We start from the raw sequence: 14,650 nt of genomic DNA, 5'->3' as shown, positions 1-14,650 counted from the left end.
TTCCAACTTATGAATTTTATGTAGCAGATATAACTGTTTTAGCTGCTCCTAAAACCTTCAAGAAAATTGGATTTTTCTTGAAGGTTTTTTGTTATCTATAGTTAATGATCATATGAAGTTTCTGTTGACCATTATATAGTTGTTGTCTATCAATGCTTCGCTATTGTCATCTATCTATGAGGTCTGTCATGCGCAAAATTCCTATCTACTCCCACCCTGCTGCTGGTTGGCCTGCGCTGATCTCCTCGACTCAAAAACTGATGGACTATCAGACATTTTTGCGAGGTAGTGTCAGCGTTCTAAAAAGCAATCAACCTCAGGGCGGATTTGACTGCCCAGGCTGTGCATGGCCTGACCATAAATCACACAAGACCATTGATGTCTGTGAGAACGGAATCAAGGTCATTGCCAGTGAGACCATGACACACAAAGCAGACGCTGATTTTTTTGCAAGGCATACCGTGACCGAGTTACAAGGATGGTCTGGCTATGAGCTTGAACATAGTGGTCGTTTGTCAGAACCGATGTACTATGATGCCGCACAAGATCGTTATGTCCCTATCCCTTGGAAAGCGGCTTATAGTCTAATCGCTGTGCAGCTTGGAAAGCTTGATTCACCCAATGAAGCACTATTTTATACCTCAGGGCGCGTGACCAACGAGCCAGCCTTCTTATATCAGTTATTTGTACGCTGTTTTGGCACCAATAATTTGCCTGATTGCTCAAATATGTGTCATGAACCAACCTCAGTAATGCTCAGTAAGCAATTAGGTATCGGTAAAGCCACGGTCATGCTAGAGGACTTTGAGCAGGCCAAGCTGATATTGATGTTTGGACAAAATCCAGCGACCAATCACCCGCGCATGCTCGAGATGCTCGCCCACGCGCATGAGCAAGGGAGCCGCATCATCTCGATTAATCCGATGCGCGAGCAAGGCTTGAGTAGATTTAGAAATCCGCAAAAGCCCACGCATATGGCCGCGGGTCAAAGTGATGATATGGTTGATGATGTCGTGCAAATTCAAATCGGCGGTGATGCAGCGCTGCTAACGGGTATTGCTAAATGGCTGATTGAAAATGATAGAATCAACCATGATTTTATTACCACTCATACCTCAGGGTTTGAGCCGTTGAAGCAATGGCTGACAGCGCAGACTTGGGAAGATATCACACTTGGCTGCGGTATTTCTCAGTCCGATATTATCAGCTTAGCGGGACTAGTGGCTGATAGTTCAGCGACCATTTGTACTTGGGGCATGGGTATCACCCAGCATGTGCAAGGCGATGACAATGTTGCGATGATTACCAATCTGCTACTACTGATGGGTATGATCGGTATTGATGGTGCAGGTGCCTCTCCTGTTCGTGGTCACTCCAACGTTCAGGGCGATCGTACCATGGGTATCCATGAACGCCCGAGTAAAACCTTACTGGACAGTCTTGAGCGTGTCTTTGAGCGTCCTATGCCAAAAGAGCATGGCTATGATGTCGTCACAGGCGCCAAAGCCCTTATCAAAGGTGAATTAAAAGTGTTTATGGGTATGGGCGGTAATTATGCTGTGGCAGCCCCTGATACGAGCGCTATTCAACAAGCATTAACCACCACTCAACTCAATATATTTGTCGGTACCAAGCTCAATGAGACGATGCTATATCCTGGGGCAAACAACATCATTCTACCTTGTCTGGGTCGTACTGAGCGCATTACAACGACAAAAGGTGAGCAGTTTGCAACGATTGAAGATTCAATGTGTCAGATAGTTCCAACTCAAGGTAAGCTAAAACCTGTGAGTGATACCTTAAAGTCTGAGGCAAAGATTATAGCGGAGCTTGCGACACACGTACTTGGCGCTGACTCCTCTATTCCTTGGCTTACCATGAGCGAAGATTTTGATCTCATTCGAGACTATATTGCTCAAGCCATTAATGGTTTTGATGATTTCAATCAGCGCATTCGTACCAATGAGCGCGGGTTTCATTTGTATCATGCGGCGCGTCATCGCGTGTGGAATACCGAGAGTGGCAAAGCTCAATTTGAAGTACCACAATACCCTATCACTTATGTCGCTGCCCAAATGGCGGACACACATGACATTAATCATGAGGACACAACGCAAAAGGTTTGGCAACTGACCAGCGTTCGTAGTCATGACCAGTTCAATACGATGATATTCGGGTTTAAAGACCGCTATCGCCAGACCAACCGCCGCGACGTGCTATTCATGCATCCAGATGAAATCAGCCGCCTAGGCTGGCAAAAAGGAGATCAGGTGATGGTATCGCGGCACGCCAGCAGCTCAAGCCACACAGCGCATAAAAACAAGCCGCGCGTACTAGGGCCTCTCATATTGACTGAGATGGATATCGCCGCCAATGCCATCGCCGCCTATTATCCTGAATGTAACGATCTGTTTGATTTGGATACCCATGCGCCAGACTCTCATATCCCAGCATACAAATCGACGACCGTGATCTTAAAGCGTGTGAATACAAGTGTTCAGACAGCAGAAGCTGTATAAGTAGCAGCTCAAGCCACACAGCGCATAAAAACAAGCCGCGCGTACTAGGGCCTCTCATATTGACTGAGATGGATATCGCCGCCAATGCCATCGCCGCCTATTATCCTGAATGTAACGATCTGTTTGATTTGGATACCCATGCGCCAGACTCTCATATCCCAGCATACAAATCGACGACCGTGATCTTAAAGCGTGTGAATACAAGTGTTCAGACAGCAGAAGCTGTATAAGTAGCAGCTCAAGCCACACAGCGCATAAAAACAAGCCGCGCGTACTAGGGCCTCTCATATTGACTGAGATGGATATCGCCGCCAATGCCATCGCCGCCTATTATCCTGAATGTAACGATCTGTTTGATTTGGATACCCATGCGCCAGACTCTCATATCCCAGCATACAAATCGACGACCGTGAGCTTAGAGCGTGTGAATGCAAGTGTTCAGACAGCCGAACCTGTATAAGTGGTGATGATCACTGAAAGTAATTTTGAGCAAAGTGAGTCCTCTAGCAAAATGGCTATGATGGCAGAGACGACTGAAACTAGAGTGATTATGACTGAGATATCTGAGGATAATGATAATAGCGCAGCCGAGACAATGCTCGCTCGCAAACATTTAGCGCAGAAGCATTATTATCCATCGGACAAGGCTCATGGAGCCGATATACCTCAAAGCTGTATTGAGTCTCAAACCACCAGTTTGGCAGTAGAGGCAGCGGTATCAATCGTTATTAATGGGATTCATTATGCGGTACTGATGGCCAGCCCTTACCAACTAGAGTATTTGGCTGTTGGGTTCTTATTTAGCGAGGGCTTGATTCAGCACAGTCATGAGTTGCTTGATTGGGAAGTGACACATCTTACAGATATTGCCAGCTACCAAAAGTTTGCTCAATCCTTAAACGATGGGGATCTTGAATCCGCCTCCATTGAGCAACGCTTAGAGCAATTTCAAGATTATGATATCTATGTCGTAGAGCTGGTGCTAAACCAGCGCTGCCATCAGCGTATCCAAGCACAAAAGCGTCAACTGGCGGGGCGTACAGGCTGCGGCATGTGCGGTATTACGGGCCTGACACAGGCATTGCCCGACTTGAGCCACTATTCACAAGCAAACATACATGGTTCTAAGGCAACCGTGCCAAGCCTTGAGTATCTATTAGTACTACGTCAGCAAATAGATTCCGCACAGCATACACACCAACTGACAGGAGCTGTGCATGCAGCAGCGACGATATACGATCAGCAGTTGTACTTGTTTGAGGACGTAGGCCGTCACAATGCACTCGACAAATTAATCGGTTGGCAACTGCGACAAAAAGTAGAGGTTGATTGCGTACTCATGACCTCACGATTATCGATTGAGTTGGTACAAAAATCGATTCGGGGGCGTATCCCTTGGCTCGTTGGCATGTCTGCGCCCACCAGTACGGCCGTACGGGTCGCCCAGCGCTATGGTTTGGGACTGGCTGGGTTTTTGCGTGACAATAGAGTCACCTACTACACTGGTATTTGGTGAGTATTGCCTAACCACATTTTCTAAATCCTGTCGTTATCACTGATTCGTTTACTTTGATACCCTCACATTGATCATTCAATACTGCCACCATTCAATACGTTAGCCTTATTGATACCCTCACAAACACCTTTCCATAAACCCCATTTGTCAATGCCATTTTTCTTGAGGTCTGCCTCTGCCTTTTGGTCATTTATGACAGATAACTGACCGATAGATTTGAGCTTCACGGCAGAATAGGGTACCCTTAGCGCACGAGTATGTTACACATAGTTAACATAGCTGTAGTTTTATTTATAAATACTGAGCCTATGGTGCGACGCATCAGGGCTGTAACGTGTTTGATACCTTAACTACAGGTAATGCGTCAATTACCTAATCATGGGCAAAAATTCGCTCATGCTTGGGTGTATTTCAGCCGGCTATACATATTAGCCGATAAAGCTGTCTACACTTAGCACCGTCATCAGCAGATGGCTGAGTGCTTATCCATAATTTTGCTGTAGATACCTGCCTTGTCAACGCTCTATAGCAGCCAGCTACTATCAAGTATGACCACTTGACAGCGTGATGGACTATCCATCAATAGACGCATGCTGAGGACTGCCCTGCGATTTTTGTGAGACGTGGCTCACTGTTGCATGTGATTTTTTCAAATGACGTACAACAGTGAGTAACCGGCATGATGTCAATGGGCAGTTGTCATTTACAGGTTGCAGGATCTACTCTTAAAACACCAAGTGCGCCAGCGCGCTGCATTTGGGTCGGCGCTGACCGCTTTTTATGACGGCCAACTGTTAGCACTGTGTGATGCCTCTACATAAGACTTTTATGGGCTTTATTGTATTCTTAACAGTTTTGGATAAAGTTAGATTATTAAACTTTTATTTATGTAAAATAATCGCGAGGTATGAATTTGAAAACTGAGTCACTGTTCCAATTTTCATCGTTAACTATTATTTTATTGTTGTTAGCGTTTTATGGCGGCACGTATTTGTTGTCATTGCTGATCAAAAAAGACAAAGAAACCACTTCAGGGTTTATGGTGGCAGGCCACGGCGTCGGCTTTGGCATGGGTGCTGCTAGTATGACCGCTACTTGGATTTGGGCGGCATCGTTTTATGCGGCAGCGACCTCTGGCTACAAGTATGGCGTATCAGGGCCGATACATTACGGCTTTTGGGGCGCGCTGATGATCTTATTCATCTATCCTTTTGGTATGCGCTTTCGTGAGCTTGCGCCCGATGGTCATACCTTAGGTGAGCTTATCCACGCCCGCCATGGCTCATCAAGCCAATTAATTTTAGCCATATCTAATCTTATGGGCAGCTTAATTAGCTTGATGGTCAACTTCACCGCCGCCGGCGCCTTAGTTTCCGTACTCTCACCGTTATCGTTTCAGACCGGTGTACTTATCGCTGGTATCGGCGTCTTAAGCTATACGCTAACCTCAGGGTTTCGTGCTTCCGTCTTTACAGACTTTGCGCAATTGGTCGCTTTGATGGCCATCGGTATTGTCATTATTCCAGCGGTACTGTTTGCGATGGGTGGGCCGCAAGTCATGGTCGATGGCCTCTCTAACCTCACGCTTGAACAGCAGGATTTCTTTTCATCCGAAGCGTTTTTTCAGCAAGGAGCGCCCTATTTTGTCGCTGTACTTGCTTATGCGATTGGTAACCAAACCATCACGCAGCGCTTGTTTGCGATCGATAAGACTAAGATTAAACAGACCTTTATTACCGCCACGGTCGGCTATGCTGGTATCGTCATCGGTCTTGGTATGATCGGATTGATGGCTTTGACCATCGGTATCGAGCCGCTAAATGGCGATATGAATAATCTGATTCCGCAAATGGTCAGCACTTACTTGCACCCTGTATTTATCGCCTTGTTCTTTATCTTGGTCATTGGCTCACTATCATCGACAGCCGACTCAGATTTGTCGGCCTTATCGACCATTATGATGGCAGATGTGTATGGCAAAAACATTGCCAAAGGCCGCGTCAAGCCTAAAACCATGATGCTCGTTGGTCGTAGCACGATGATTATCGCCACCGCTGCCGGACTGATCTTTGCCAGCTTTAAGCTAGATATCTTGGTGATGTTGGTCTTTGTAGGGGCGCTGTGGGGCGCGATTGTTTTTCCAGTCATCGCCAGTGTGTTTTGGAACCGCGTGACCAATGCCGCCTTTACCACGGCAGTCATCATCGGCCTACTGCTATTCTGTGTAGTACGCTTTGAGCTGCTACCGATGACAGGCTTTACTGCCCTTTTCTTTGAAATACTGGCCAGTGTGGGCGCCGCAGTCGTGATTGGACTGATGGTCTTTGGCTTTTTGGGTCGTAAAATCGGCATGGTAGCGGCAGCGCTCACGCTGGTACTGATGCTCATTTTTGCCACAGGCTTCTTACGTCAGTACATGGTACTACTGGCCTCACTAACGGCCTATGGTGCCAGCACCATCGTTTGTATCATCGTTAGCCTCATGGGTGATGAACACTTTGATTTTGCTTTAATCAATCAACGTGTCGGCGATTATGATAAAAAAGCCAAGGCATCGACCTCTGAGCTTTCATAAACACAGGTAGCGAGCACCGCTTGCGGGTTTAGCAGTTGGTCAATATGTGACCCGCTGCATAGGCAACCCTTCATAAATACTATAAGGAGATATCATGGACAACGTCTTTATCTACGGCTTATATATTTTAATTTGGCCAGCCATTACGCTCGGCGTGCTGGTATTGATTTGTACCGCGACTTATCGCGATATCAAACGAGCCAAACGTAATAACGAAGAGATATTATAAAAGTACACACTCAATGATCAGTACTCTCATCAGTGAGTTCGGCTCGCTGATGAGCCTGAATACGCAAAAAACTCATAAAAAAGCACTAAAATCAGCACAAGTGAGCAAATAAGCTATTTTTAGCCAAAAAATGACTTGTAATTTGGCATATTTTTGCTAATATAGTCCACCTTGATTGGCTGGATGGCAGAGTGGTCATGCAGCGGACTGCAACTCCGTTAACGCCGGTTCGATTCCGACTCCAGCCTCCAATTATTTATTAACTTTACGTTAATTTTGGCTTGCATTATTATCTCAACTGATTATAATAGCGACCACTTATCTAGTAACTAGACAGTCTATCAGCTAGTTTACATGTTAGATAACACAAGTTTTGCCCGGGTGGTGAAATTGGTAGACACAAGGGATTTAAAATCCCTCGCTAGCAATAGCGTGCCGGTTCAAGTCCGGCTCCGGGTACCATTACATAGTTCTATACTATCTTATAGAGTAGCCAAAGCCCCTGATATCAGGGGCTTTGCTGTATCTGACGTCCTATACTGTCCTGCTCTATCTATCCCAATCCATGCATCTGATGTACACTGGTTTTTAAATGTAGGGGCTGTAGTGGATAAGGATTAAATATCACACCATTTTCTCAGAATTTTCAGCTGATTAGATGGTGAGCCATAGTTGAATCTAAACTCACACTCTTTTAAAAATAAATGGAAGTTCTTCTTATCGATTCCATTATACTTTCTGAGAGTTCGTTTAGACTGGTTCCAGAAGTTCTCAATGCCATTAATGTGATTGTTTTTAAACAAAGCTGTCAGGCTTGATTTTACTCTTAATAACAGGCATTAGCGTGGTCTGCTTGGTGTCTGCTACGACAATGGTATACACCTTACCGTTTCGTTTTAGAATCCCAAATACAGCGGTTTTACCAGCAGCCCCGCGACCTCTTTTGCCTTTGCGTACACCGCCAAAGTAACTTTCATCTCATTCGACCTCACCATCAAAAAGCTCATCAGCTTCTAACGAGAGATGATAGTCTATGACAAGTCTTATTTTATGGTCAAAAAGTACAGCAGTATTAGGCTGAATATCAAGCAAATCTGCGGCTGTTCTAGCAGTCACTTCAGCCGTAAAAAACTCTAACAGCCTTCGCTGTACTTTTTTACTTAGTTTACAACGGGTTATCTTCATAAAAGTAGTCTAGCATAGTGCTTATCTACTACAGCCCCTATTTTTTAGACTTGAAGGTTACAAATAGACATACTGAAAAGCAATTCTAGCTTGCCTTGAATAGCGTTTTAGCTAATTACGACGATGATAAGCACGAGATATTTCATGGTGAAATCTATGCTACGTAACGTGATATAGGTCAAGGATATCAGAGTATTTTTTGTTAGTATTGAACAGCTGGAAAAGCTTCAATACCAACAATAAACCCAACATCCTATATGTTAGCCATCACTTTATAAGGTAAGAAAAAGTCAAAAAACACGCAAAATAAAGGGCTAACAATCTGCGACTGTCAGCCCTTTATCAGTGTTTGGTGGAGATGGCGGGAGTTGAACCCGCGTCCGCCAGCATTACGCTCATGAATCTACATGTTTAGTTTCTGTCTTTAATTTTAGTCCTCACCGATCCGACAGTCAGGATGGATTGGACGATTCTCTACTTTTGAACCCAAGCGATTGAGACAATCACCTGTGGCGAACCTATATACGGACGCTTCAACTGGGCTAACCAACTATAGGTAATCGGCAGCGCAGTAAGCAGGGTTTAAGCTGCTAGAGCGTAAGTTTCGTCGTTTGCGACTATAACAATATATGTTTGATTAACGAGAGGACATACACTCTCGACATGCATCATTGAGTTTCATCACCAGCGTCGAAGCCAGAACATCCCCAATAAGGTCGCTTATTATATAGGAAAATTAGGCAAGTTTTCAACCTATAGTAGACTTGCATTACATTACGTTACAGCTTGATAATTTACGCCAAAACGGTATTTAACCACTGACCAATATTTTGAATCTGCGGCATACAGACTTGATGTGCCATCGGATACGTATTATAAGACACATTATAGTCTTTTGCTGATAATAGCTGATGTGCTTGCTCACCTAGGATGACAGGCACGACTGGGTCATGCGTACCATGCTCAATCAAAATTGACATGTCTTTATTGGCAGCACTATACTCAATATTGTCATTGGTCGCTAAGTAGGTAGAGAGCGTCATCAAGCCAGCTAAGCGCTGTGGATAGCTTAGCGCCACATGGTAGGCCACTGCCCCGCCCTGCGAAAATCCGGCAATAACGATGTGCTCTGGTGATACGCCGCGCTCAATCTCACGGCTAATCAAATCTTGTATTTGCTGAGAAGACTCTTCGATCTGAGCGACATCCACTTTACGCTCTAGGCTCATCTCTAGAATATCGTACCATGCAGGCATGACCATACCACCATTCACTGTCACTGGACGTTTTGGTGCGTGCGGGAAAATAAAACGTACCGCCATGTCTTCTGCCAAGCCTAACTGCGGTACGATTGGCTCAAAATCATGACCACTAGCACCAAGACCGTGCAGCCAAATCACCGCGCGGTCTATCTTTTTCTGAGACGGGTTGTGTTCAACAATAACGGCGTCTAAATAGTTACTCATGTTTATCCTTAATAATGTAGAGAGATATGCGCTAAGCATTTCTTATTTTTTACCAAAAAAACGAATGTGTCATCATATGTTCAACATCATCTGTCAGTTTAGGTACGTAGTCGATAATGAGGTACTGAACAAAAAATAGCAAAAGCATGGGTGACGTAAAAAGCGCAAAAGAGACGTACGACTCTACGAGCAAAAAATATCAATTTATCACGATACAAAGTCATCACATCTAAATACAACCGTTTTTTTATTTTTGATATACACGCCTACAATTGTGTCCATATTAATACTAGGCTCTTGCAGAAATATAGGCAACCTATAGTTATTTTTAGCACTCTTTAAGTAATAATGTCTTAGTTCTTATTGCTATGGTCAATAGATTTTTTATCATTTTTCAGGAACATTTTACATGACAATTTTTAATAAATCAGCGTCTAGGCTGAATAAAGGTACATTGACTATGATTAATTTTGCCCTACCTTTGACGCTCATCAGCTCGTTACTGATCGTAGGCTGCACTACCGATAGCCGTTCAATCAACACATCAAAAGCATCTTCATCAACTGCGCAACTGCAACCACAGTCGTCCTCACCTCTCGCATATACTTATGGGGTACGTCCGTTTTATCTGATCAATGATATGGACGAGGGACCATTAAAAGAAGAGTTACAGGCGTGCAGGGGGCAACTACCAAGTAAGACAGACTTCTCTATTGCGCATCGAGGTGCGCCATTACAGCTACCTGAACATACTTATGATAGTTACGTGGCTTCAGCACAAATGGGTGCTGGCATCTTAGAATGTGATGTTGCATTTACCAATGATGGAGAGCTTGTCTGTCGTCATGCCCAAAACGATTTGCACACCACGACTAATATTTTGACCACGCCGCTGGCCAAGCAATGTACCGTACCGCCTGTATTGGATGCTCAGGGTAAACTTACCAATGCCAATAGTATCGAATGTCGCACCTCAGATATCAGTGCCGCTCAATTTAAAACCTTGACGGGTAAGATGGATGCTGCCAATAAAAAAGCAACCAGCATTAGCGAGTATATGAATGCAACCGCACCTTGGCGAACGGACTTGTATTCACAAAATGGTAAGGTGTTAACCTTAAAAGAGCATATCGCATTGGCGCGCCAGCTAGGCATGAAGCACACGCCTGAGCTAAAAGCACCAGCCGTGACCATGCCCTTCAACGGCTATCGTTTAGACGATTACCGCCAACAACTGATAGATACTTATAAGGCAGCGGGCGTGCCTGCAAGCGATGTGTTTGCTCAATCATTCAATATAGAAGATCTGGATTACTGGATCAAAAACGAGCCAGCTTATGGCGCCAATGCCGTCTATCTTATTGATGACAGCAATGAGACCGCTAATAATAAGACATTTGATAAAAATGACGCAAGTACATGGAAGCACTCATTGGCTGATATCAAAGCACGTGGCATCAATACCATTGCACCGGCGCTGTGGTTATTAGTCACTACTGACGGTAAAGGCGATATGCAACCATCAGAATACGCAAAACAAGCCAAAGCCAATGGTCTAAAAATCATTACTTGGTCGATAGAGCGTTCAGGACCATTAACCGATGGTGGCGATTGGTACTATAGCGGTCTTGGTGATGCTATCAACAATGATGGTGATATGATGAATTATATTGACGTACTAGCGCAGGACGTCGGTGTCCAAGGCATTTTCTCAGATTGGCCCGCTACGGTAAGCTATTACGCCAACTGCAAAGGTCTTAAGTAGGTTTTCGCTTAGTCTATTAGCAGACAATCATGCTTAATCTTTATTACCAAGGTCAGCTTCTTTATTAAGCTGACCTTTTTATTGAATGCATCAATGGGGTAACGTCATAAACTTTGTACTAAGCACATCCTTTTTCCATTAACTTTTCACACCATTTGACTCGTAGCAGCCAGAGCAACCCACGCTTTTGTGCTACGATAATTTACTGAGTTTATAAGACGATATAGAGACTATGACCCATATTTTACTGGTAGAAGATGATCCTGCGATCGCGATGTCCCTCAAAGTCACCTGTAAACGCGAGGGCTGGCAGATTACGTGGCTAGATAACGCCAGCGGCGTACTGCCATTTTTAAAAAGCGATCAAGCGCAAGATCTATCAGCGATCATCATGGATGTGGGCTTGCCAGATGGTGATGGTTTGAGCTTGTGCCAACAAATACGCCATACAACTGATATCGATACGCTAAAAGATTTACCTATTGTGTTTTTGACCGCGCGTAGCGATGAGGTCGATCGTATTTTGGGATTGGAGATGGGCGGTGATGACTATTGTGCCAAGCCCTTTAGTCCACGCGAATTGGTCGCACGTCTCAAAGCGATTTGGCGACGTGAACAGCTCTTGGTTCAACAGGCTGAAACTCATACCCCTCATTCAAGCGACAAACCTGACCACACCTCCTCTAACCAACTGCCTAATCAAGCATTGATATTTGAGAACCGAGCTGGCGTTTGGCATTACCAACCCCTAAATTACTCCTTGAAATGGCAACACCAAAAGCTTGAGCTTAGTAACACCGAGCGCAAAATTTTACTCACCTTGTTACAAGCGCCCAATCAAGTTTTTAGCCGTGAGCAGCTACTCAATGCGGTGAGTGACTATCCTGATCATCGATTGGCTCGCACGATAGACAGTCATATCAAATCGATTCGTAAGCAGCTTGCAAGTGTTGATGCAAGTGTCGATGTCATTCATACACATCGCGGACTGGGTTACGCCCTATGTCCCGCCTAATATCATATGTTGGCATTGAGGATGTTGACATGAGCAACGACTATCTCGCCTTTTTTGATTTTTATCCTTAAGCTCTATAACGGCTCTCCCCTATGAATAAAAGCGCCAATGACTGGCACGGTACTGATGACGATAGCCATAATGACCAAAGCAATTGGTATGCCAAATTGCATCCTATTGGTACGACGCAGCAAGCCCCTAAGCGTAAGCGATTGCTAAATCTGAGTATCTTTTTTAGGATTTGGCTGGCGGTCGTTTTGGTACTCATCATTTGTGGCATTGTTGTTTTTACTCAATTATTTGGCTACGTTAAGCCAACCGCCCAGCAGGTCATCGAAGACACGCTATTAGACACCAGTAAATTACTAGCCGCTAGCCTGCAAGTGCCATTGGCTACGGGCGAGCTATACGATGAAGCGTATCAAGCACAGCTCGATACTGCATTTGTGGGCATACCGGCGACTAACGAGCACTTAGGCGCTGTCAATCAAACCAAAAACTATAGTAGCTTTCGGGTATATGTCACAGACAGTAATGGTACAGTCATATATGACTCCCTACCCCAACCTGATAATAATGAGGGGCAAAACTATGGGCGCTGGAATGATGTTTATCTCACCCTAAGAGGACAATACGGTGCCAGAAGTACGCTACGTGATCATCAGCGGCGTGATGGTTCAGTCATGTATGTGGCACAGCCCATAAAAAATGCAGCAGGCGATATCATCGGCGTGGTCAGCGTCGGCAAACCTGTCGCGAGCGTGTTGCCGTATTTGGATGACACGCGTAACCGTATGCTAATCACCGCGTTATTTATCAGTATTGCTGCCCTCATTCTGGCAGGACTCGTCGCTTGGTGGCTCAAACAAAGCATCACTCTTGTCACCCAATATACCAGTGCGCTAGCAGAGGACACCAAAAAGCCCTATTTTTATTTGGGTCAAGAGCTCAATAGCCTGACCGATACCATTGAAACCATGAAGCATCGCTTAGAAAATCGCGCTTATGTGACTGATTATGTACATACCTTAACTCATGAGCTAAAAAGCCCTTTGACAGCGATACGCGCCAGTAGCGAGCTGCTAGAGGATGATGGGTTGGACGGTCATACGCTTGATAAAGAGGATCGGCAAATGCTGATCGAGACAGTAGGCGAACAGAGCATCAAAATGCAGCAGCTCATCGATCGGCTATTGCTACTGGCCAAAGTTGAACAGCCGACCTTTAAACTCAGTCGTCAGCGTACACCGCTACTGCCACTGCTACAAAGCTTGGTAAAGGACAACACCGCCAAGCAACAACAGCAAAATCTACGACCAATCGACATATATATCGATGATCAGCACATGACAAACACAGCAAACTTGCCAGCAGAATTGTTGGCCTCTAACAGTGTGTTTGCTGACCAGTTTTGGTTGATACAAGTCCTACAAAATGTGCTGGACAATGCCATTCATTTTGCTGATAGCATGGTCGAGATTTACTTGCATAGCACAGCGCGCACGGTGACTATCGATATATTCAACGACGGTAAACTGTTGCCTGATTATGCTATTGAAAAAGCTTTTGAGCGTTATTTTAGTCTCTCTCATCAAAGCCAATCTGCTCATCCAATGACAAGCCACAATACACCTCAAAAGATACAACTAGAAACAGACTCAGTACATCAAAACCATGAACCACCATCTTCTGATGCGACCAGTAGCAACCTCAAAAAAGGTACGGGGCTTGGACTGACGTTGGTCAAGCAAGTCATTGAACATCACGGTGGTAAGGTCACTATCAATAATGTCCAGACGCACCAGAATACTGATACTGAAAAGTATTCTGGCGTGATGGTTAGCATCACCTTGCCATTAGCTTAAAAATACAAATGATGACAGTTCATGAAATCTCCATCATGATTGCACTTCATTTCTATCTCTTTGTTTTACGATGACGTTATTCAAACTCATCAAATAGATTAAGAGAGGAAGTTTCATGACGTATTCATTGTCTAGCAAAATAATCGTTAAAAGTCTAATAGGTCATAGCCGTCATCACTGCGCGAAGATACTATCCAGCCAAGGTGTGAGTAGCGTTGAGTTTGGACATTGGTTGGCGGCGCCTAGTCAGCGACTATTACTGGTTTTTCGTCATCAGCAATGCGTGGCTATTGATGATTATCAACTGGCAGCATAATACCTTGCTCACTCAACGCGTTGATTGTTTTTAGGCAACCCCTGTATTTTATTTGAATATAAAAAAAGCCCTTTATCGCCTCTGTGTCAAATATCAAACACTGAAAACGATAAAAGGCTGATTATTTTATAAAAATACTAGGGCGTGTTGAACATTCGCAAATAGGCACTGCTGATTGCTAAAATTGTTCCAGACAAGG

The 14,650-nt window shown here is 44.6% G+C and carries 12 protein-coding genes, 2 tRNA genes, 1 other RNA gene and 1 pseudogene; 12 read left to right on the top strand and 4 right to left on the bottom strand.

Going from position 1 to position 14,650, the window contains the following annotated elements; genetic code table 11:
* Positions 1 to 188: 188 nt before the first annotated feature.
* From L0G63_RS06205 to fdhD, 4 genes are read left to right on the top strand one after another with little or no spacing between them, the layout of a single operon-like run.
* Positions 189 to 2,519, top strand: a complete 2,331-nt coding sequence (locus tag L0G63_RS06205; protein WP_301449854.1) for an FdhF/YdeP family oxidoreductase — start codon at positions 189 to 191, stop codon at positions 2,517 to 2,519.
* Between the two features lie 59 nt (positions 2,520 to 2,578).
* On the top strand, positions 2,579 to 2,749 hold the full coding sequence (locus L0G63_RS06200) for a hypothetical protein (protein WP_301449853.1): 171 nt from the start codon (positions 2,579 to 2,581) through the stop codon (positions 2,747 to 2,749).
* 59 nt (positions 2,750 to 2,808) lie between these two features.
* Positions 2,809 to 2,979, top strand: coding sequence for a hypothetical protein (locus L0G63_RS06195; protein ID WP_301449852.1), 171 nt, complete (start codon positions 2,809 to 2,811; stop codon positions 2,977 to 2,979).
* 6 nt (positions 2,980 to 2,985) lie between these two features.
* The gene (gene fdhD, locus L0G63_RS06190) at positions 2,986 to 4,035 is read left to right on the top strand and encodes a formate dehydrogenase accessory sulfurtransferase FdhD (protein ID WP_301449851.1); all 1,050 of its coding nucleotides are present in this window, start codon (positions 2,986 to 2,988) and stop codon (positions 4,033 to 4,035) included.
* 71 nt (positions 4,036 to 4,106) lie between these two features.
* Here fdhD and L0G63_RS06185 read toward each other — a convergent pair whose 3' ends face one another.
* Complete coding sequence (locus L0G63_RS06185) at positions 4,107 to 4,262, bottom strand: hypothetical protein (protein ID WP_301449850.1); 156 nt, start codon at positions 4,260 to 4,262, stop codon at positions 4,107 to 4,109.
* A 680-nt stretch (positions 4,263 to 4,942) separates the two neighbouring features.
* On the opposite strand from L0G63_RS06185, the gene L0G63_RS06180 reads away from it, so the two are divergent.
* The 4 genes from L0G63_RS06180 (at position 4,943) to L0G63_RS06165 (ending at position 7,301) form a co-directional block, all read left to right on the top strand.
* Positions 4,943 to 6,610 carry a sodium:solute symporter family protein gene (locus L0G63_RS06180; RefSeq protein ID WP_301449849.1) on the top strand — a complete coding sequence of 556 codons (1,668 nt, stop codon included), beginning with the start codon at positions 4,943 to 4,945 and terminating at the stop codon, positions 6,608 to 6,610.
* 94 nt (positions 6,611 to 6,704) lie between these two features.
* On the top strand, positions 6,705 to 6,839 hold the full coding sequence (locus L0G63_RS06175; RefSeq protein ID WP_208855952.1) for a putative transporter small subunit: 135 nt from the start codon (positions 6,705 to 6,707) through the stop codon (positions 6,837 to 6,839).
* Between the two features lie 177 nt (positions 6,840 to 7,016).
* A tRNA-Cys gene (locus L0G63_RS06170) sits at positions 7,017 to 7,090 on the top strand.
* A gap of 124 nt (positions 7,091 to 7,214) precedes the next feature.
* Positions 7,215 to 7,301, top strand: a tRNA-Leu gene (locus L0G63_RS06165).
* A gap of 155 nt (positions 7,302 to 7,456) precedes the next feature.
* On the opposite strand, the pseudogene L0G63_RS06160 reads toward L0G63_RS06165, so the two are convergent.
* The 3 genes and pseudogenes from L0G63_RS06160 to L0G63_RS06150 all read right to left on the bottom strand — a co-directional run bounded on the left by L0G63_RS06160 (position 7,457) and on the right by L0G63_RS06150 (position 9,490).
* A pseudogene (locus L0G63_RS06160) lies at positions 7,457 to 8,024 on the bottom strand (transposase).
* Positions 8,025 to 8,374: 350 nt separating this feature from the next.
* Positions 8,375 to 8,733, bottom strand: a transfer-messenger RNA (tmRNA) gene (gene ssrA / locus L0G63_RS06155).
* An 85-nt stretch (positions 8,734 to 8,818) separates the two neighbouring features.
* Complete coding sequence (locus tag L0G63_RS06150; protein ID WP_301449848.1) at positions 8,819 to 9,490, bottom strand: alpha/beta hydrolase; 672 nt, start codon at positions 9,488 to 9,490, stop codon at positions 8,819 to 8,821.
* Positions 9,491 to 9,950: 460 nt separating this feature from the next.
* Between L0G63_RS06150 and L0G63_RS06145 the strand changes: the two genes are divergently transcribed.
* The 4 genes from L0G63_RS06145 to L0G63_RS06130 all read left to right on the top strand — a co-directional run bounded on the left by L0G63_RS06145 (position 9,951) and on the right by L0G63_RS06130 (position 14,451).
* Positions 9,951 to 11,255, top strand: a complete 1,305-nt coding sequence (locus L0G63_RS06145; RefSeq protein ID WP_301449847.1) for a glycerophosphodiester phosphodiesterase family protein — start codon at positions 9,951 to 9,953, stop codon at positions 11,253 to 11,255.
* A gap of 232 nt (positions 11,256 to 11,487) precedes the next feature.
* Entirely contained in the window at positions 11,488 to 12,270 is a 783-nt protein-coding gene (locus L0G63_RS06140; RefSeq protein ID WP_301449846.1) for a response regulator, read from the top strand.
* 92 nt (positions 12,271 to 12,362) lie between these two features.
* Complete coding sequence (creC, locus tag L0G63_RS06135; protein WP_301449845.1) at positions 12,363 to 14,135, top strand: two-component system sensor histidine kinase CreC; 1,773 nt, start codon at positions 12,363 to 12,365, stop codon at positions 14,133 to 14,135.
* Positions 14,136 to 14,250: 115 nt separating this feature from the next.
* Positions 14,251 to 14,451 (top strand): hypothetical protein, encoded by a 201-nt coding sequence (locus tag L0G63_RS06130; protein ID WP_301449844.1) that lies wholly within the window; start codon positions 14,251 to 14,253, stop codon positions 14,449 to 14,451.
* Positions 14,452 to 14,650: the final 199 nt, after the last annotated feature.

It is taken from the genome of Psychrobacter sp. (assembly GCF_030454045.1).
Classification (GTDB): domain Bacteria; phylum Pseudomonadota; class Gammaproteobacteria; order Pseudomonadales; family Moraxellaceae; genus Psychrobacter.
The sequence above is the reverse complement of the archived record's forward strand: the minus strand, read 5'-3'. Positions and strand labels throughout refer to the sequence as shown.

Bases quoted from the DNA above. Each gene is read 5' to 3' on its own strand.
- L0G63_RS06205 (WP_301449854.1), top strand. From the start codon at position 189: ATGCGCAAAATTCCTATCTACTCCCACCCTGCTGCTGGTTGGCCTGCG.
- fdhD (WP_301449851.1), top strand. From the start codon at position 2,986: ATGATCACTGAAAGTAATTTTGAGCAAAGTGAGTCCTCTAGCAAAATG.
- L0G63_RS06180 (WP_301449849.1), top strand. From the start codon at position 4,943: ATGAATTTGAAAACTGAGTCACTGTTCCAATTTTCATCGTTAACTATT.
- L0G63_RS06175 (WP_208855952.1), top strand. From the start codon at position 6,705: ATGGACAACGTCTTTATCTACGGCTTATATATTTTAATTTGGCCAGCC.
- L0G63_RS06150 (WP_301449848.1), bottom strand. From the start codon at position 9,490: ATGAGTAACTATTTAGACGCCGTTATTGTTGAACACAACCCGTCTCAG.
- L0G63_RS06145 (WP_301449847.1), top strand. From the start codon at position 9,951: ATGATTAATTTTGCCCTACCTTTGACGCTCATCAGCTCGTTACTGATC.
- L0G63_RS06140 (WP_301449846.1), top strand. From the start codon at position 11,488: ATGACCCATATTTTACTGGTAGAAGATGATCCTGCGATCGCGATGTCC.
- creC (WP_301449845.1), top strand. From the start codon at position 12,363: ATGAATAAAAGCGCCAATGACTGGCACGGTACTGATGACGATAGCCAT.
- L0G63_RS06130 (WP_301449844.1), top strand. From the start codon at position 14,251: ATGACGTATTCATTGTCTAGCAAAATAATCGTTAAAAGTCTAATAGGT.